Source organism: Saccharopolyspora indica (assembly GCF_027853965.1).
Taxonomy (GTDB): Bacteria; Actinomycetota; Actinomycetes; order Mycobacteriales; family Pseudonocardiaceae; genus Saccharopolyspora; species Saccharopolyspora indica.
Genome location: NZ_JAQGLB010000027.1, coordinates 76,700 through 94,813, shown reverse-complemented (window position 1 = coordinate 94,813; position 18,114 = coordinate 76,700). Strand labels below are relative to the sequence as shown.

Sequence of the window (18,114 nt, the reverse complement as noted above, 5' to 3'; positions counted from 1 at the left end):
ATGGAAAATTGCACACCTCGTCGGCGTGTCGGGCGCCCGACACGCCGACGGTGCGTCGGGGTCTACGCGATTTCAATGGAAATCGGACGTCTGATTTCCATTGAAATCGCGGGGTGACCCCGGACCGGTCAGGTGGCCTGGTCGTGGATGACGGCGCGGATCTGCTGCTCGACGTCCGCGGTGGCCACGAAGAGCAGCTCGTCGCCGACCTCCAGCGGGTCGTCGGCCTGCGGCACGATGACCCGGCCGCCGCGCAGGATGGTCACCAGCGCCGCGTCCGCGGGCAGCTTCAGCTCGCGGACCCGCCTGCCGGCCAGCGGCGTGCTCTCCGGCAGCGTCACCTCGACCAGGTTCGCCTGGCCCTGGCGCAGCGTCATCAGCCGCACCAGGTCGCCGACGTTGACCGCTTCCTCGACCATCGCGGCCAGCATCCGCGGCGTGGACACCGCGACGTCGACGCCCCAGGCCTCGGTGAACAGCCACTCGTTGAGCGGGTCGTTGACGCGGGCGACGACCCGGCGCGCGGCGAACTCGGTCTTCGACAGCAGCGAGACCACCAGATTCACCTTGTCGTCGCCGGTGGCCGCGATGACCACGTCGCACGACTCCAGCCCGGCCTCCTCCAGCGACGCCAGCTCGCAGGCGTCGGCCAGCATCCACTCGGCGCCGGGGATGTTGCGCGGGTGGTAGTTCTGGACGCTGCGCTCGATCAGCAGGACCTCGTGGTCGCCTTCGAGCAGCTCCCGGGCGATGGACTGACCGACCGCGCCGGCGCCCGCGATCGCGATGCGCATCACTCGCTCTCCTCGGGGGTTCGGCGGGCAGCCGCCGTGACGTCGGTGACGGTGCCCGACAGCGCCGCCACGTAGACCGTGTCGTCGGCCTGGACGACCGTCTTGGAATCCGGCAGCACGCCGTTGCCGAACCGGGTGATGAACGCGACCCGCGCGCCGACGGCGGACTCCACCTCGGACACCCGGTGCCCCACCCACGCCTCGTGCAGCGGCAGCTGCAGGACCGCGACGGTGCCGGAGGGCTCCCGCCACGCGGTGGCCACGCCCTCGGGCAGCAGCATCCGCAGGAACCGGTCGGTGGTCCACGGGACGGTGGCCACCGTGGGGATGCCCAGCCGCTGGTAGACCTCGGCGCGCTTGGGGTCGTAGATCCGGGCGACCACGTGCTCCACGCCGAAGGTCTCGCGGGCGACCCGCGCCGAGACGATGTTGGAGTTGTCCCCGTTGGACACCGCCGCGAAGGCCGCGGCCCGCTCGATGCCCGCTTCGACCAGGATGTCCCGGTCGAACCCGTTCCCGGTGATCTGCCTGCCTCGGAAGTCCTTGCCCAGGCGGTGGAACGACTGCGGGTCCTTGTCGACCACCGCCACCGTGTGGTCGAGCCGCTGCAGGGCGGCGGCCAGGGACGACCCGACCCGGCCGCAGCCCATGATCACCACGTGCACGAGCTTCGTCTCCTCGCTGCGGGATGTGCGCGACGATCTCGCGATCGTCTGCCGACGGTACCCGGACGGCGGCGGATCCGGGGTGCGAGCGCCGGTTCCGGGCTGCTGCACGGTACCGGGTGGGACGCGGATCCGGGCAGGGGTGGCCCCGGGATGTGACCTGCTAGCAAAACGGACGACCGAACCACCCGGTCGGCCGGTGTTTGCGCTTACGCTCTGTGCCGTGTCCAAGCTCGCAACCGCGGCGAAACGGTTGATCGTCGGTCGCCCGTTCCGCAGCGACCGCCTCGCGCACACGCTGCTGCCCAAGCGCATCGCGCTGCCGGTGTTCTCCTCCGACGCCATGTCCAGCGTCGCCTACGCCCCCGAAGAGATCCTCCTGGTGCTCTCGGTGGCGGGCCTGTCCGCGTACGCGGTGAGCCCGTGGATCGGGCTGCTGGTGGCCGTGGTGATGATCGCGGTGGTGGCGTCGTACCGGCAGAACGTGCGCGCCTACACCTCCGGAGGTGGCGACTACGAGGTCGCCACCGTCAACCACGGCCCCCGGTGGGGTCTGATGGTGGCCAGCGCGCTGCTGGTCGACTACATCCTCACCGTCTCCGTGTCGATCTCCTCGGCGGCGGCCAACATCGGCTCGGTGATCCCGTTCGTGGCCGAGCACAAGGTGCTGTTCTCCGTCGGCGCGATCGCGCTGCTGACCGCGATGAACCTGCGCGGTGTCCGGGAGGCGGGCTCGCTGTTCGCGATCCCGACCTACGCCTTCCTCATCGGCGTGCTCGGCATGATCGTCTGGGGCCTGTTCCAGACCTACGCGCTCGGTGCGGACCTGCGGGCCGAGAGCGCGGACTTCGGGCTGGTGGCCGAGGAGAGCCAGATGGCCGGGGTCGCGTTCGCGTTCCTGGTGCTGCGCGCGTTCTCCTCCGGCAGCGCGGCGCTGACCGGCGTCGAGGCGATCAGCAACGGCGTGCCCGCGTTCCGCAAGCCCAAGTCGCGCAACGCGGCGACCACGCTGGCGCTGATGGGCACCTTCGCGGTGATCATGTTCCTGGGGCTGCTGTGGCTGGCCCGGATCACCGGTGCCGTGATCGCCGAGGACCCGGCCCACCAGCTGATCGGCGCCCCGGAGGGCTACCACCAGAAGACGCTGGTCGCGCAGCTGGCCGAGGCGGTCTTCGCGGGCTTCCCGCCAGGCGTGTGGTACCTGGTGTTCTTCACCGGCCTGATCCTGGTGCTGGCGGCCAACACCGCGTTCAACGGCTTCCCGGTGCTCGGGTCGATCCTGGCGCAGGACCGGTTCCTGCCGCGGCAGCTGCACACCCGCGGCGACCGGCTGGCGTTCTCCAACGGCATCGTGTTCCTGGCCGTCGGCGCGGTCGTCCTGGTGATCGCGTTCGACGCCGAGGTCACCCGGCTGATCCAGCTCTACATCGTCGGCGTGTTCGTGTCGTTCGTGCTCAGCCAGAGCGGCATGATCCGGCACTGGAACCGGAAGCTGCGCACCGAGACCGACCCGCAGGCCCGGTCGGCGATGCGGCGGGCGCAGGCGATCAACGGCTTCGGGCTGGTGATGACGGCCAGCGTGCTGGTGATCGTGCTGATCACCAAGTTCACCCACGGCGCCTGGATCGCCATCGCCGCGATGGCCGCCATCTACGTGCTGATGACCGCCATCCGCAGGCACTACGACCGGGTGGCCGAGGAGCTCAAGCGGCAGGAGACCGACGCCGTGCTGCCCTCGCGCAACCACGCGCTGGTGCTGGTCTCCAAGCTGCACCTGCCGACGATGCGCGCCATCGCCTACGCCCGCGCCACCCGGCCCGACGTGCTGGAGGGCGTCACGGTCAACGTCGACGACGGCGACACCCGGGCGCTGACCGCCCAGTGGGAGGCGGAGAACCTGCCGGTGCCGCTGAAGGTGCTGGAATCGCCGTACCGGGAGATCACCCGGCCGGTGCTGGAGTACGTCAAGCGCATCCGCCGGGACAGCCCCCGCGACGTGGTGACCGTGTTCATCCCGGAGTATGTGGTGGGGCACTGGTGGGAGCAGCTCCTGCACAACCAGAGCGCGCTGCGGCTCAAGAGCCGGCTGCTGTTCCAGCCGGGCGTGATGGTCACCAGCGTGCCGTGGCAGCTGGAGTCCTCCGACCGGATCCGCCAGAAGAAGAAGCAGCAGCTGGCCTCGATGCCCGGCGCCTCCCGGCGCGGGCTGGGGGCCAACGGGAAGGGAAATGGTGACCGGAAAACCGGACTGGACCGGTAGGCGGCTCGAGGTCGAGGTGGGCGCCGTCGCGCACGGCGGCCACTGCGTGGCGCGGCACGAGGGCCGGGTGGTGTTCGTCCGGCACGCGCTGCCCGGCGAGGTCGTGGTCGCGGAGGTCACCGAGGACGCCGGGGGAGGGTTCTGCCGCGCGGACGCGGTCGAGGTGCTGACCCCGGCCGCCGGGCGGGTGGACCCGCCGTGCCCGCTGGCCGACATGGCGCTCGGGCGCGACCGCTGCGGTGGCTGCGACTGGCAGCACGCCTCGGGGGAGACTCAGCGCGAGCTGAAGGCCGCCGTGGTGGCCGAGCAGCTGCAGCGGATCGCCGGGATCGACTGGCCGGTGCGGGTGCGCGAGCTGCCCGGCGGGCTGCTGCGCTGGCGCACCCGCGCGCGGCTGGCGGTGGACCGCCGCGGCAACGCCGGGTTCCGGGCGCACCGCAGCCACCGGGTGATCCCGGTGACCGACTGCCCGATCACCGCGGCGGGCGCGATGGACGAGGTCACCGAGCGCCGCTGGCGGCCGGGCGCGGAGCTGACCGTGGTCGAGGACTCGCTCGGCGACGTGCACGTGACCGCGGTGGACCACAAGCCGCAGCGGCGGCACGCGCGCCCGGTGGCCCGGCACGTCCGCGGCGGGGCGGTGGCGCACGAGTCCGCCGCGGGCCGCGCGTTCGACGTGTCGGTGCAGGGCTTCTGGCAGGTGCACCAGGCCGCGCCGGACGTGTTCAGCGAGACCGTCGCCCGGCTGGCCGAGGTGCCCTCCGGCGGGGTGGCCTGGGACCTCTACGGCGGGGTCGGGCTGTTCGCCGCGGTGCTCGCCGAGCAGGCCGGGCCGACCGGATCGGTGCTGCTCGTGGAGTCGTCCAAGCGCGCCGTGGAGGAGGCGGTGGCGAACCTGCGCGAGTTCCCGCAGGTGTCGTTCCGCGCGGGCACGGTGGAGCGGGTGACCGAGGACGAGGACCTGCCGGTGCCCGACGTCGTGGTCCTGGACCCGCCCCGCAAGGGCGCCGGGCGCGCCGTGGTGGACGCCATCGCCGATCGCCGTCCGTCGCGGATCGTGCACATAGCCTGCGATCCGGCGGCCCTGGCCCGCGACGTGGGCCTCTACGCGGAGCGCGGCTACCGCCTGCGGGAGCTGGAGGCCTTCGACGCCTTCCCGATGACTCACCACATCGAGTGCATCGCCCTGCTGGAGGCGGCCGGGGAGTGACCGGCGGAGGGAGTCGCGGTGTGGCTTGACGAGGTTCCCGGCCGGGTCGCCCCGAGCGCCCGGGCCGCCGTCGAACAGCGGTGGCGGCGGGCTCGGACGTGGCTGCGGGTGGCGGCTTCCTTCTGCGCGGTCGAGCTGGTGGTGTCGGTGCTGGGACTGGCCTGGTCGCTGGTCACCGAGGGCTCGACGCTGCCGCTGACCGCTCCGCGCGGCACGCAGGACCTGGTGGGCTGGGTGTTCGCCGCCGTGCTGGTGGGGCTGCCGATCCCCGCCGCGGTCTGGTTGGCGAAGCGGGCGGCGGACGGCGTCGACTGGCGCCGCAAACCGCACGGCTGGCACCTGCACTCCGCCGTCGTCGGGCCGCTGCAGGCCCTCGGCCTGCTGCTGGCGCTGATCCGGGTGGTCGGCAACGGCGTGCTGTCGTGGTGGCAACCGGTGGTGCTGCTGGTCGTCGGGACCGCGATCCCGGTGCTGGCCACCGAAGCGGCGCGGCGCGCGGTGCTGCGGGCGCCGTTGCACGAGCTCGGCGGCAGCGAGTTCCTGCTGCGGTTGCCGCTGCGCTCGTCGCAGGGCGGCGCAGAGGACTCCCTGCTGCTGACCGAAGACCGCCTGCGGCTGACGGTGCGGACCGCCGCGGGGCGACCCGCCCGGCAACCGTCCACGAAGGACGTCGAGTTGTCGGCGATCATCGGTGTCGGTGTCCGGCCGAGCTCGCCGGAGGACCTCCCGTGGGCGTGGCTGTCCGACGGGCGCGGGGCGTCGGTGCCGCCCGGTGACGTCGTGGTGGTCCGCACCCGGCACGACGAGCAGCTGCTGCCGGTCGATCCGGCGTTCGCCGACGTCCTGAGCGCCCGCGTCGCGATGCGCGGGCGCGCGCCGGAGCGCCTGGAGTGCTGACCGCTCGAGAATGGGAAACGGCGAGATGACACAACGCGAACACCTGCCGGAGGTGCTGCCCGCCCCGCCCGAATCGGGGACCGAGGTGCGCGCGGTGCCGGGAAACCCCAGCACCGCGGCGGAATCCGTGCCCGGGCGACGTCCGGCGGCGATCGCATCGGGCGGGCTGGCCGTCGTGCTGCTGCCCGCGCTGGCGCTGCTGCTCGCCGTGCCCGCCGCGCCCGGTTTCATCGTGATCTGGGCCGCGGTGTGGATCGCGATCGCCGCGGTGTGCTGGCTGCTGGACCAGCGGACACCGCGCCGCTGGCCGGGCTGGGCGCTGCTGGCCGTCGCGCCGCCGGTGGTGGCCGACCTGGTCTTCGCGGCTCCGCCCGGGCTGCTCGGGCTGGTCGCGCTGGTCGTCGCGCCGCTGGTGGCGCGCGTGGCGTCCCGCCGGTGCACCGCGCTCGCGGCCGACCTCGCCGAGCTGGACGTGGAGGCGGTCGTGCCGGCGGGCACCGCGCGGCTGCGGATCGGCCGGGACCGGGTGGTGCTGGTGCGCGGTGCCATCGCCGGTGGTGGGCACGTCGATCACGCGCTGCCGCTGGCGGAGCTCTCGCTGGCCCAGCCCGGCGAGATCACCGCTGAGGAGGTCCGGTGGCCGCTGCCCGGCGGCGTCGACGTCCGGCTGCGGCGCGGCCCGGCGGTGCGGTTGGTCGCCGGGAACCAGCAGTGGGTGCTGCCGGTGGAGGATCCGCGGTTGGTGGCCGACGTCGTGCGTCGTCGCGGCACCGCGGCCTGGTCGCAGCGCACCGGCCCGCAGGACCTCGCTTCCTGGCACGCGCTGCACGAGTGGGCGGTCGCGCGCACCACGACCTACCGCCACGGCGGGAAGAAGCAGGCGCACCCGGCGTTCCGGGCACCGGTGGGATTCCTGGCCGCGCTGCTCGGCACCGGGCTGCTGGCCACGGCCGCCGGCCGGGCGCTCACCGACCCCGGGGTGTGGATCGTCGGCGCCGTCGGGCTGGCGCTCGGCGGCTACTTCGTCGTCGCGTGGTTGCGCGTGCGGAAGCGGCTGGAGTTCGCCGAGCTCCAGCAGCTCCCGCCGCACAGCCCGCCGTGGGGCGACCGGCGCCCGGACCGCGCCCCGATCCCGCAGTGGCGGCCCTGGCGGTGACTCAGTTCGGGCCCTCCGGCAGGTCCAGCTTCTCCGGCTTTCCCTGCGGCCGGTCGTCGACGTCGCCGTAGTCGTTGTTGTTGACGTTGTTCGGGCCGATCGGGTTCTCGATGTGCTGGCCGGCCGTGCCGGAGTTGAAGCCGTTGCCGTAGGGGCTGTCCACGTTGGCCCCGACGACGGCGCCGTCGTCGGTCTCGAACCGCCAGCCCTGGGTGTTGGAGCCGGAGGTCCACTCGCCGCCGCCCGACGCCTCGCCGCGGCCGTTGCCCTCCCAGGTGGCGTTGAGCCCCTCGTGCCTGCTCTGCATGCCGCCGGTCGCCCCGGACACGCCACCGGAGATGGCCCCGGAGGTGAAGTCGTTCCAGCTCGGCGCCTCGCCGTGCAGGCCCTTGTTGATCACGTTGCCGAGCATCCCGGACATCGCGCCCCGGGCGGCGCCGTAGGCGGCGGCCTCGGTGAAGTTCTTGGTGGCGTTGCCCATCAGGTCCTTGCCGATGTGCTGGCCGACGCCGGGCGCGATGCCGTCGACCAGCCCGCCCGCCAGGCCCGCCGCGACACCGGAGACCGCCGCGTTGCCGGTGTTGGACCAGTCCCAGCTCTGCCGGTCGCCCCTGGCGAACTGCAGGCTCTGGATGCCCGCGTCGACGCCGACGTTGATCGCGACGTTGATCAGGATCTGCTGGGCGATCTTCTGCAGCAGCTGCTGGAAGAACATCCGCACGGTCATCTGGGTGGCCGCCTGGGCCACCGGGATCCCGGCGGTGCTGGCCCCGAAGGTGGCCACCGCGGAGGCGATCATCGCGGCGATCTGCGCGGCCAGGATGAGCAGCGCCGCGATGATGCTCATCTTGGTGTACTCGATCTCCAGCGCGGCGCCGTCGGCACCTTCGCCGAGCGCCTCGCAGAGCTTCTTCAGGTCCGGGAGGTGACCGGCGTCGCCGTTGACGTAGCCCTTCGCGAACTCCACGAAGGCGTCGTGCGTCTGGCCCTCCATGGTGCCCACGGCGGCCTGGATGGCGGCCTCGGTCTCCTGGATGACGCCGTCGACGTCCTGACCCGCCGCCACCCACGCCTCGGCGACCCGCCGCAGAGCGGTCTCATCGCCCTCGGGCCAGTCGGCGCCCACCACGATCGGGGTCAGCCACTTCACCGCGTCCGGAATTTCGATGCCCATTCGGTGACCCCTGCTCAGCGGAAGCTGTTGGCGTTGTTGGTGTCGTCGTCGTCCCAGGTGTCCGCGGTGGCGTCGAGCTCACCGCGGATCTGGTGCAGGGCTCCGGTCAGCCCGGTGAAGGTGTCGCCCGCCGAGGCCGAGGCCGGTTCGTAGTCCTTGGCGAACTGCTGACCGGCGTCGTCACCGCCCCAGCAGTTGCCCTCGGCATGCAGCACGCCGTTGAGCTTGTCCAGGGCCGCTTGCAGCTTGTCGGCTGCGGTGTCGAACTTGGGGGAGGCGCCGCGCAACGCCTCGGGATCGACGTCGAAGCTGGTCACCACGGGTCCTTCCGGAAAGCCGACCGGGGCTCCCAGTCGTCGTCATCGGACTGCTCGGGCTTGGCCGGGGCGGTCGGCTCCGGCGGCGGGGTGGGCATCAGGTCCTTCAGCGAGGGTGCGCCGGGGAAGAAGTCGGGCAGGTCCGGGACGTTCTCCTGCAGCGGCGCCATGGCCGCGTCGGCCTTGCTCCGGGCGTCGCGCGCGGCCGCCTGGGCCGCTTCCGCGAAGCTGCGGGCCAGCTTCTCCGGAGTGCTGGACTTGAACGCCGAGGGGGAGATCTGGACGTCGGTGACGATGCCCACAGCGTTGACGTGCACGGTCGCCAGGCCGTCCGCCGACGTCGCCTCGCCGGTCGCCGCCATCGCCGCGTCCTGTGCCTCCTGCAGCTGGGCGGTCTGCCGCTGCAGACCCTCCATCAGCGACGACACCTGCTCCCGCATGGCCGCGTTGCGGGCTTCCAGCTCGGCCTTGCGGCCACCGGGGTCGGTCATCTCACCCTCCTCGACTGATTGCCGAACGCTAGCAACAGCGGCCTTCCGGCGGTACCGGAACGCGTCCGTTCTGGTGATCGCGTGACTGCGAACGGGCGTGCGCACCGCGACCGGGCGTCCGGCAGCCCGCTCCGTAGACTGGGCGGACCATGCATCGCGGCGGAGCCGGGCAGCCAGTCCGGTCCCAGCATGCGAATGAACCCGACCAGCACGATGAGTGAGGTGGAGTGGTGACGCTGCTGGGGTCCGTGAGCAGTCCGGCCGACGTCCGGCGCCTTAAACACGCTGAGCTGGCGCAACTGGCCGACGAGATCAGGAAGTTCCTGATCGAGAAGGTCTCCCGCACCGGCGGCCACCTGGGGCCGAACCTGGGCGCGGTGGAGCTGACCCTGGCCGTGCACCGGGTGTTCGACTCGCCGCGCGACGCGGTGGTGTTCGACACCGGGCACCAGGCTTACGTGCACAAGATCATCACCGGTCGGCAGGGCGGTTTCGACCAGCTGCGCAAGCGGGACGGCCTGTCCGGCTACCCGTCGCGCGCCGAGAGCGACCACGACCACGTGGAGAACAGCCACGCCTCGACCGCGCTGTCCTACGCCGACGGCATGGCCCGCGCCTTCCAGCTGCGCGGCGAGCAGCGGCACGCCGTGGCGATCGTCGGCGACGGTGCGCTGACCGGCGGGATGTGCTGGGAGGCGCTGAACAACATCGCCGCCGACCAGGAGCGCCCGGTGGTGATCGTGGTCAACGACAACGGCCGCTCCTACGCCCCGACCATCGGCGGCCTGGCCGAGCACCTCGCCGCGCTGCGGCTGAACCCGAGCTACGAGAAGGCGCTGGAGAGCGGTCGCCGCACGCTGCGCAACCTGCCCGTGGTGGGCCGCTCGCTCTACACCGGCCTGCACGCGGCCAAGAGCGGCATCAAGGACGCCTTCGCCCCGCAGGTGATGTTCTCCGACCTCGGCATCAAGTACCTGGGCCCGGTGGACGGCCACGACATCCGCGCGATGGAGCACGCGCTGCAGATGGCCAAGTCCTTCGGCGGCCCGGTGATCGTGCACGCGGTGACCCGCAAGGGCAACGGCTTCGCCCCGGCCGAGAACGACCAGGCCGAGCAGATGCACCAGGTCAAGGTCATCGACCCGGAGACCGGTCTGCCGAAGAAGCCCGCCCCGACGAGCTGGACCGACGTCTACGCCGACGAGCTGGTGAAGATCGGCGCGGAACGGCCCGACGTGGTGGCCATCACCGCGGCGATGCTCGGCCCGACCGGGCTGCGCAAGTTCGGCGAGGCCTACCCGGACCGCTGCTTCGACGTCGGCATCGCCGAGCAGCACGGGATGACCGCCGCGGCCGGGCTGGCGATGGGCGGGCTGCACCCGGTGTTCGCGGTGTACTCGACGTTCCTCAACCGCGCCTTCGACCAGCTGCTGATGGACGTCGCGCTGCACAAGCAGGCGGTGACGGTCACCCTGGACCGCTCCGGCATCACCGGCGACGACGGCGCCAGCCACAACGGCATGTGGGACCTGTCGATCCTGGGCCTGGTCCCGGGCATCAAGGTCGCCGCGCCGCGCGACGCGGTGACGCTGCGCGAGGAGCTGCGCGAAGCCGTGGCCGTGGACGACGGGCCGACCGTGGTGCGCTTCTCCAAGGGCTCGGTGATCGAAGAGGTCCCGGCGGTCGAGCGCGTCGGCGGGGTCGACGTGTTGCGGCGCGGCCAGGGCGACGTGCTGCTGGTCGCGGTCGGCGCGTTCGGTCAGCTGGCCGTGGCGGCGGCCGAGCGGCTGGCGGCGCAGGGCATCGAGGTCACCGTGGTCGACCCGCGCTGGGTGGTGCCGGTCCCGGACCAGGTCGTCGAGCTGGCGGCCCGGCACCGGCTGGTGGTCACGCTGGAGGACTGCGGCAGGCACGGCGGCTTCGGCTGGGCGCTGGCGGCCGCGCTGCGCGACGCGGAGCTGGACGTCCCGCTGCGCGACCTGGCGGTGCCGAACCGGTTCCTGGACCACTCCTCGCGCGAGGAGGTGCTGGCCGACCTCGGCCTCACCGAGCAGGACATCGCCGCCCGCATCACCGACTGGCTGGCGAAGTTCGGCGGCCCGCGGGTCCCGCTGCGCGTCGCCGACCGCCCGGCCGCCAACGGCTGAACCACGTCGTGAGCGGCGATGGTCGTCGAGCACCATCGCCGCTCACCGCTGTGGCAGGGTGAAGGCGTGCGAATCCTGGTCGTCGAGGACGAGAAGCCGTTGGCCGACGCGGTCGCCCGGGGGTTGCGGCGGGACGGGATGGCCGTCGACGTCGCCTACGACGGCGAGAGCGGCCAGGAGAAGGCGTCGATCACCCGCTACGACGTCGTGGTGCTCGACCGCGACCTGCCCGGCATGTCCGGCGACGAGCTGTGCAGGCAGCTGATCAGCTCGGGTGCGCTCACGCGGGTGCTGATGCTCACCGCGAGCGGCACGGTCGCCGACCGGGTCGCCGGGCTGTCCCTGGGGGCCGACGACTACCTGGCCAAGCCGTTCGCCTTCGCCGAGCTGGTGGCCCGCGTGCGGGCGCTGGGCCGGCGCGCGACTCCGGCCCAGCCGCCGCTGCTCACCGCGCACGAGCTGGAGCTGGACCCGGCCCGGCGCACGGTCCGCCGCGGTGACGGCGAGATCGAGCTGACCCGCAAGGAGCTCGGCGTCCTGGAAGTCCTGCTGTCGGCGGGCGGTGCGGTGGTGAGCTCCGAGGAGCTGCTGGAACGGGTCTGGGACGAGAACGCCGACCCGTTCACCACGACGGTGCGGGTCACGATGATGACGTTGCGCAAGAAGCTGGGCGAGCCGGGCATCATCGAGACCGTGGTCGGCTCCGGCTACCGCGTGCCGTCGGCGGGGCGCGCCGAGCACGCGCGGGACTGACCGGATGCGCACCGCCGCCCGGTCGTTCTCCCGCCGCGGCCCCGGTCTCCGGCTCCGCCTGACGCTGCTGTCGACCGGGCTGGTCGCGGTGGTCAGCGGGCTGCTGCTGTGGCTCGGCTGGGTGCTGGTGGGCAACGTGGTGGCGGCGGTGCCGCAGCTGCCGGACGGCACGGTGGTGCGGGTGCACGGCGTCGACGTGCCCGCGCCGCTGCTGAGCGAGGCGCTGCGCGACTCCGCGCGCCAGCAGGTCCTGCTGATCGGCGGCGGAGCCTTCGTGGCCGTGGTGCTGGCCGCCGCGCTGCTGGCGTGGACGGTGACCGGGCGGGTGCTGCGGCCGCTGCACGAGGTGACCGCGACCGCGCGGCGGCTCTCGGCGGAGTCGCTGGACGAGCGGATCGCGCTGAGCGGCCCGCGCGACGAGGTGGCCCGCTTGGCCGACACCTTCGACGAGATGCTCGACCGGTTGCAGGCGGCCTTCGACTCCCAGCGCCGCTTCGTGGCCAACGCGAGCCACGAACTGCGCACACCGCTGTCGGTGATCCGCACCGAGCTGGAGGTCACGCTGTCGGACCCGGACGCCGACGAAGCGGAGCTGCGCCGGATGGCCGAGGTGGTCCGCGAGGCCACGGCCCGCGCGGAGCGGCTGGTGGAGGCGCTGCTCCTGCTGGCGCGCACGGAAGGCGTCGAACTGGCGGTGCGCGAACCGGTGGACCTCGCCGAAGTGGTGGGGCGCGCGCGGCGCGCGGTGGAGCCCGAGGTCCGCCAGCGCGGGTTGCAGGTGGAGTGCAGCGGCGAACCGGCTTTCGCGGTGGGCGATCCGGCGCTGCTGGAGCGGGTGGCGGGCAACCTGCTGGAGAACGCGGTGCGGCACAACGCCGACGGCGGCTGGGTGCGGATCTCCATCGGCAGCGATCCGCAGTGGACAACCTTGCTGGTGGCGTCCTCCGGCCCGATGATCCCGCCGGAGCAGGTGGAATCCCTCTTCGAACCGTTCCGCCGCGCAGGCGTCGAACGAACCGCCCGCAGCGGAGCCGGCCTGGGCCTGTCCATCGTCCAAGCGGCGACGAAGGCCCATCACGGCCGCGTCAGCGCCGAATCCCTCCCCACCGGGGGCCTGGCGGTCACGATCCAGCTCCCCGCCGCGCCCTGACGGCGGAGTTTCCCGCCACAGGCGATAAAGCCGGTCAGCGCGTGTCCCGAAACTACGGGTAGAAGCCCGATGTGATCACTCGGAAATATCGCGCTACCAAGGAGATCCACCCGGCCAGCGATACCCCACCTCAGCCGCTTTGGTAGCACCTGAGTTTTGGTGGCGGGTGCCCGTGAGCGGTTTGGGGCGCTATAGCACCCCAAACCGCTCACGGGCACCTCACGCGCGAAGCGGGGCCGGGGCGCACATCGCCCCGGCCCCGCTTCAGCTCACTCAGGTCAGGCGGGGACCGATGCCACGCCCGGGTCGAGGAAGCGCTTGCCGTTGATCTTCTCCGAGATGCCCGCCCGGTCCAGGTACGGCGTGATGCCGCCCAGCCAGAACGGCCAGCCCGCACCGAGGAGCATGCACAGGTCGATGTCCTGCGCCTCGGCGACCACGCCCTCGTCGAGCATGATCCGGATCTCCTCGGCCAGCGCGTTCAGCGCGCGGTCGCGGACCTCCTCGGAGGTGGACGGCTTGTCGCCCTGCTCCCACAGCGCCGCGACCTCGGGGTCGACGACCTGCTCGCCGGAGTCGTCGGTGGTCCACACCGCGGCCTTGCGGGCCTCGACGAAGCGCTGCATGTTGGCGCTGATGCCGAAGCGGTCCGGGTAGGCCGCGTGCATCGTCTCGTTGACGTGCTGGGCGACCGCCGGGCCGACCAGCTGCAGCAGCACCATCGGGGTCATCGGCAGGCCCAGCGGCTCCAGGGCGTTGTCGGCGACCTCGAACGGGGTGCCCTCGTCGACGGTCGCGATGACCTCGCCCATGAAGCGGGTCAGCAGCCGGTTGACCACGAACGCCGGGGCGTCCTTGACCAGCACGCTGGACTTCTTCAGCTGCTTGCCGACCTTGAACGCGGTGGCCAGCGCCGCGTCGTCGGTCCGCTCGCCGCGCACGACCTCCAGCAGCGGCAGGACCGCGACCGGGTTGAAGAAGTGGAAGCCGACGACCCGCTCCGGGTGCTGCAGCTTCGAGGCCATCTCGGTGATCGACAGCGACGAGGTGTTGGTCGCCAGGATCGCCTCGGCGGAGACGTGCTGCTCCAGCTCGGCGAACACCTGCTGCTTGACCGACATCTCCTCGAACACGGCCTCGATGACGAAGTCGGCGTCGGCGAACGCCGCCTTGTCCAGCGAGCCCGTGACCAGCGCCTTGAGCTTGTTCACCGCGTCCGGCGACAGGCGGCCCTTGGCGGCCAGCTTGTCGATCTCGCCGTGGATGTAGGCCACGCCGCGGTCGATGCGCTCCTGGTCGATGTCGGTGATGACCACCGGCACCTCCAGGCGGCGCACGAACAGCAGCGCCAGCTGCCCGGCCATCAGACCGGCGCCGACCACGCCGACCTTCTTGACCTCGCGGGCCAGCGACTTGTCCGGCGCACCGGCCGGCCGCTTGGCGCGCTTCTGGGTCAGGTCGAACGAGTACAGCCCGGAGCGCAGCTCGTCGGACATCAGCGCGTCGGCCAGCGCCTCGGTCTCGGCCGCGTAGCCGGCGTCGAGGTCGTTGCCGCGGGCCAGCTCGATCAGCTCGACGGCCTTGGTCACGGCGGGGGAGGCGCCGTGCGTGCGGGACTCGACGATGCCCTTGGCGCGGGCCACCGCGTCGTCCCAGCCCTTGCCGCGGTCGATCTCCGGGCGCGACACGGCCTGCTCGCCGTTGATCACGCGGACCGCCCAGCGGATCGACTCCTCGATGAAGTCGGGGCTGTCCAGCAGCTCGTCGAAGATGCCCAGGCCCTTGGCCTTCTTCGGGCTGAGCATCCGGTTCTGGCTGAGCGCGTTCTCGATGATCACGGTCACCGCGGCGTCCGGACCGATCAGGTTCGGCAGCAGCTGGGTGCCGCCCCAGCCCGGGAACAGGCCGAGGAAGCACTCCGGGAACGCGACCATGCCCGCGGACTTCGACACCGTCCGGTAGTGGCAGGACAGCGCCAGCTCCAGACCGCCGCCCAGCGTCGCGCCGTTGACGAACGCGAAGGTCGGGATCTTCGACTCGGTCAGCCTGCGGAACACGTCGTGACCGGTCTTGGCGATCAGGTGCGCGTGCTCGCGCTCGGTGATCCGGCCGATGCCCGACAGGTCGGCGCCGACGGCGAAGATGAACGGCTTGCCGGTGACCGCGATCGCCGCGGGCTCGGCCGCGAACGCCTCGTCCAGCGCGGCGTTCAGGCTCTCCAGCCCGCCGGGGCCGAAGGTGGACGGCCGGGTGTGGTCGTGGCCGTTGTCGATGGTGATCAGCGCGAGCTTGCCGGACAGGCCGGGGACGTCCACGAGGCGGGTGTGCGCCTTGGTGACCACCTCGTCCGGGAACAGCGCGGCGAATTCGGTCACTGCTCGCCTCCTGCGTTGTAGTTCGGGTTCTCCCAGATGACCGTCCCGCCCATGCCGAAGCCGATGCACATGGTGGTGATGCCGTAGCGGACCTCGGGGTGCTCGGCGAAGTGCCGGGACAGCTGCGTCATCAGCCGCACGCCGGAGGAGGCCAGCGGGTGACCGCAGGCGATCGCGCCGCCCCACGGGTTGACCCGCGGGTCGTCGTCGGCGATGCCGAAGTGCTCCAGGAAGGCCAGCACCTGAACGGCGAAGGCCTCGTTGATCTCGAACAGGCCGATGTCGTCGATGCTCAGCCCGGCGCGCTCCAGCGCCTTCTCGGTGGCCGGCACCGGTCCGACGCCCATGACCTCCGGCTCGACACCGGCGAAGGCGTAGCCGACCAGCCGCATGCCGACCGGCAGGCCCAGCTCGGCGGCGGTGTCGGCGTCGGCCAGCAGGCAGCCGGTGGCGCCGTCGTTGAGGCCGGCCGCGTTGCCCGGCGTGACCCGGCCGTGCGGGCGGAACGGCGTCTTGAGCCCGGCCAGCGCCTCGGTGGTGGTGCCCGGGCGCGGCGGCTCGTCGGTGGTGGCCAGGCCCCAGCCCTGCTCGGCGGAGCGGGTGGACACCGGCACCAGGTCCGGGGTGATCTTGCCGGCCTGCAGCGCCTCGTCGTAGCGCTGCTGGCTCAGGGCCGCGTAGGCGTCGGTGCGCTCCTTGGTCAGCGTCGGGAACCGGTCGTGCAGGTTCTCCGCGGTGGAGCCCATGATCAGCGCGGTCGGGTCGACGATCTTGTCGGACACGTACCGCGGGTTGGGGTCGACGCCCTCGCCCATCGGGTGGTTGCCCATGTGCTCGACGCCGCCCGCGATCGCCACGTCGTAGGCGCCGAAGGCGATGCCGCTGGAGATCGTGGTCACCGCGGTCATGGCGCCCGCGCACATCCGGTCGATGGCGAAGCCCGGGACCGACTTGGGCAGGCCGGCCAGCAGCGCGGCGCTGCGGCCGATGGTCAGGCCCTGGTCGCCGATCTGGGTGGTGGCGGCGATGCCGACCTCGTCGATGCGCTCCGGCGGCAGCTCCGGGTGCCGCCGCAGCAGCTCCCGGATGACCTTGACGACGAGGTCGTCGGCGCGGGTCTCGGCGTAGATGCCCTTGGAACCGGCCTTGCCGAACGGCGTGCGTACGCCGTCGACGAAGACCACGTCCCGAACCGCTGGGCGGCTGCGGCTGTCGGCGGGTGCCGACGCAGGTGCGGCCACGGCGTGCTCCTCACTGGCTTGGTGGATGGTGCTCGGCCGGGTCCGCGCGGAGACTACCGGCCGGTAACCGCACTCTAGCGCTTATTACCCGCCGGTAACCACACGCCCACCCCTGTCGGGTGTCTCACATGCTGATCGCGCGCCCGCCGACGCTGTCGATCATCCTCGACACCGGCCCGTTCCGCCGTGGCGGCTCACTCCGCGGCAGGTGCCGTGGCCTGGAGCGCTTCGGTGATGGCCGCCGCCGTCAGCTCCAGCTGCCACTCGCGGGCGCCCTTCTCGCGCAGCAGCGCGGTCACCGCGGCGAGGCCGCGGTCCTCGGGCGGGCTCCAGCAGGTGCGCCGGACGAGGTCCGGCAGCAGCAGGTTCTCCACCGGCAGCTGGTTGGCCTCGGCGATCTCCGACAGCGCGGCGCGCGCCGCGGACAACCGCGCGGCCGCGTCCGGATCGCGGTCGGCCCACCGGTTGGTCGGCGGGGGACCCTCGTGGGCGGAGGACGGCGAAGGCAGCTCGTCGTTCTCCAGACGGCGAGCCGAGCGCAGCGCCTGCAGCCACATCGAAGCCCGGCGCCGCTGCTGCCTGCCGCCGAACACCGGCAGCGCGACCAGGTCGGCCTCGGTCTTCGGCCCGGCCTGCGCGGCCTGGACGATCGAGGAATCGGGCAGCACCCGGCCCGGTGCGAGATCGCGCTCGCGGGCGAACTTGTCGCGGGTCTGCCACAGCGCGCGGACCGCGGCCAGCTGGCGCGGGTTGCGCACCCGGTGGATGCCCGACGTGCGGCGCCACGGTTCGGCGCGCGGCGGTGCGGGTTCGGCGGTGCGGACCGCCTCGAACTCCTCCAGCGCCCAGTCGAGCTTGCCCTGCTTGACCAGCTCGTCGTGCATCGCCTCGCGCAGCGCGGTCAGCAGTTCGACGTCGAGCGCGGCGTAGACGAGCCAGTCCTGGGGGAGCGGGCGCCGCGACCAGTCGGCCGCGCTGTGCCCCTTCTCCAGCCGGTACCCGAGCATGCGCTCCACGAGGGCGCCGAGCGAAACGCGCTCGAACCCGGCCAGCCGGCCGGCCAGCTCGGTGTCGAACAGCTTCGCCGGGCGCAGGTCCAGCTCGGCCAGGCAGGGCAGGTCCTGCGAGGCGGCGTGCAGCACCCACTCGGTGCCGGCCAGCGCCGGCACCAGCGGATCCAGCTCACCGCCCAGTGCGATCGGGTCCACCAGCACGGTCCCAGCGCCCTCGCGGCGCAGTTGCACCAGGTAGGCGCGCTGGGAGTAGCGGTATCCCGAAGCTCGCTCGGTGTCCACGGCCACCGGTCCGGTGCCCGCGGCGAGCGCGGTCGCGGCGGCGTCCAGCGCCGCCGGCGTGTCCACCACCGGCGGCACGCCGTCGGCGGGTTCGGTCAACAACACCGGTTCCGGGCGGTCGGACCCGACGGTCTCGGGGCTTGCAGCTTCCACGGCTATCAGACCTTACGTGCTTTGGTCCGCTCCGTG

15 protein-coding genes are annotated in these 18,114 nt (G+C 72.4%); 7 read left to right on the top strand and 8 right to left on the bottom strand.

Annotated elements, in window-relative coordinates:
- Positions 1-128: 128 nt before the first annotated feature.
- Together OU416_RS36235 and OU416_RS36230 are read right to left on the bottom strand one after the other, a co-directional pair.
- On the bottom strand, positions 129-794 hold the full coding sequence (locus OU416_RS36235; RefSeq protein ID WP_270931600.1) for a potassium channel family protein: 666 nt from the start codon (positions 792-794) through the stop codon (positions 129-131).
- Positions 794-1,459 carry a potassium channel family protein gene (locus tag OU416_RS36230; RefSeq protein ID WP_270931599.1) on the bottom strand — a complete coding sequence of 222 codons (666 nt, stop codon included), beginning with the start codon at positions 1,457-1,459 and terminating at the stop codon, positions 794-796. The genes OU416_RS36235 and OU416_RS36230 overlap by 1 nt, the downstream gene beginning before the upstream one ends.
- Positions 1,460-1,682: 223 nt before the next feature.
- Between OU416_RS36230 and OU416_RS36225 the strand changes: the two genes are divergently transcribed.
- From OU416_RS36225 to OU416_RS36210, 4 genes are read left to right on the top strand one after another with little or no spacing between them, the layout of a single operon-like run.
- The gene (locus OU416_RS36225; RefSeq protein ID WP_270931598.1) at positions 1,683-3,719 is read left to right on the top strand and encodes an APC family permease; all 2,037 of its coding nucleotides are present in this window, start codon (positions 1,683-1,685) and stop codon (positions 3,717-3,719) included.
- Positions 3,688-4,929: a class I SAM-dependent RNA methyltransferase gene (locus OU416_RS36220; protein WP_270931597.1), complete on the top strand. Its 1,242-nt coding sequence runs from the start codon at positions 3,688-3,690 to the stop codon at positions 4,927-4,929. Before OU416_RS36225 ends, OU416_RS36220 begins: the two co-directional genes overlap by 32 nt.
- A gap of 18 nt (positions 4,930-4,947) precedes the next feature.
- Positions 4,948-5,826 carry a hypothetical protein gene (locus tag OU416_RS36215; RefSeq protein WP_270931596.1) on the top strand — a complete coding sequence of 293 codons (879 nt, stop codon included), beginning with the start codon at positions 4,948-4,950 and terminating at the stop codon, positions 5,824-5,826.
- Positions 5,827-5,851: 25 nt separating this feature from the next.
- Positions 5,852-6,982, top strand: coding sequence for a hypothetical protein (locus OU416_RS36210; RefSeq protein WP_270931595.1), 1,131 nt, complete (start codon positions 5,852-5,854; stop codon positions 6,980-6,982).
- Between the two features lies 1 nt (position 6,983).
- Here OU416_RS36210 and OU416_RS36205 read toward each other — a convergent pair whose 3' ends face one another.
- From OU416_RS36205 to OU416_RS36195, 3 genes are read right to left on the bottom strand one after another with little or no spacing between them, the layout of a single operon-like run.
- Positions 6,984-8,156, bottom strand: a complete 1,173-nt coding sequence (locus OU416_RS36205; RefSeq protein ID WP_270931594.1) for a WXG100-like domain-containing protein — start codon at positions 8,154-8,156, stop codon at positions 6,984-6,986.
- Between the two features lie 14 nt (positions 8,157-8,170).
- Complete coding sequence (locus OU416_RS36200) at positions 8,171-8,473, bottom strand: WXG100 family type VII secretion target (protein WP_270931593.1); 303 nt, start codon at positions 8,471-8,473, stop codon at positions 8,171-8,173.
- On the bottom strand, positions 8,470-8,964 hold the full coding sequence (locus OU416_RS36195; protein ID WP_270931592.1) for a YbaB/EbfC family nucleoid-associated protein: 495 nt from the start codon (positions 8,962-8,964) through the stop codon (positions 8,470-8,472). The genes OU416_RS36200 and OU416_RS36195 overlap by 4 nt, the downstream gene beginning before the upstream one ends.
- A 230-nt stretch (positions 8,965-9,194) precedes the next feature.
- Here OU416_RS36195 and dxs point away from each other — a divergent pair, with 230 nt between their 5' ends.
- The 3 genes from dxs (at position 9,195) to OU416_RS36180 (ending at position 13,014) form a co-directional block, all read left to right on the top strand.
- Positions 9,195-11,111 carry a 1-deoxy-D-xylulose-5-phosphate synthase gene (gene dxs / locus OU416_RS36190; RefSeq protein WP_270931591.1) on the top strand — a complete coding sequence of 639 codons (1,917 nt, stop codon included), beginning with the start codon at positions 9,195-9,197 and terminating at the stop codon, positions 11,109-11,111.
- A 66-nt stretch (positions 11,112-11,177) separates the two neighbouring features.
- A complete protein-coding gene (locus tag OU416_RS36185) occupies positions 11,178-11,864 on the top strand; it encodes a response regulator transcription factor (protein ID WP_270931590.1) in 687 nt (228 codons plus the stop codon).
- A gap of 4 nt (positions 11,865-11,868) precedes the next feature.
- Entirely contained in the window at positions 11,869-13,014 is a 1,146-nt protein-coding gene (locus OU416_RS36180) for a sensor histidine kinase (RefSeq protein WP_270931589.1), read from the top strand.
- Between the two features lie 278 nt (positions 13,015-13,292).
- Here OU416_RS36180 and OU416_RS36175 read toward each other — a convergent pair whose 3' ends face one another.
- The 3 genes from OU416_RS36175 to OU416_RS36165 form a co-directional block, all read right to left on the bottom strand.
- Positions 13,293-15,389: a 3-hydroxyacyl-CoA dehydrogenase NAD-binding domain-containing protein gene (locus OU416_RS36175; RefSeq protein WP_270931588.1), complete on the bottom strand. Its 2,097-nt coding sequence runs from the start codon at positions 15,387-15,389 to the stop codon at positions 13,293-13,295.
- Positions 15,386-16,630 carry a thiolase family protein gene (locus OU416_RS36170; protein WP_270931587.1) on the bottom strand — a complete coding sequence of 415 codons (1,245 nt, stop codon included), beginning with the start codon at positions 16,628-16,630 and terminating at the stop codon, positions 15,386-15,388. The genes OU416_RS36175 and OU416_RS36170 overlap by 4 nt, the downstream gene beginning before the upstream one ends.
- Before the next feature lie 194 nt (positions 16,631-16,824).
- Positions 16,825-18,084 carry a ribonuclease D gene (locus OU416_RS36165; RefSeq protein WP_270931603.1) on the bottom strand — a complete coding sequence of 420 codons (1,260 nt, stop codon included), beginning with the start codon at positions 18,082-18,084 and terminating at the stop codon, positions 16,825-16,827.
- Between the last annotated feature and the right edge of the window lie 30 nt (positions 18,085-18,114).

Bases quoted from the DNA above. Each gene is read 5' to 3' on its own strand.
- OU416_RS36235 (WP_270931600.1), bottom strand. From the start codon at position 794: ATGCGCATCGCGATCGCGGGCGCCGGCGCGGTCGGTCAGTCCATCGCC.
- OU416_RS36220 (WP_270931597.1), top strand. From the start codon at position 3,688: ATGGTGACCGGAAAACCGGACTGGACCGGTAGGCGGCTCGAGGTCGAG.
- OU416_RS36210 (WP_270931595.1), top strand. From the start codon at position 5,852: ATGACACAACGCGAACACCTGCCGGAGGTGCTGCCCGCCCCGCCCGAA.
- OU416_RS36205 (WP_270931594.1), bottom strand. From the start codon at position 8,156: ATGGGCATCGAAATTCCGGACGCGGTGAAGTGGCTGACCCCGATCGTG.
- OU416_RS36195 (WP_270931592.1), bottom strand. From the start codon at position 8,964: ATGACCGACCCCGGTGGCCGCAAGGCCGAGCTGGAAGCCCGCAACGCG.
- OU416_RS36180 (WP_270931589.1), top strand. From the start codon at position 11,869: ATGCGCACCGCCGCCCGGTCGTTCTCCCGCCGCGGCCCCGGTCTCCGG.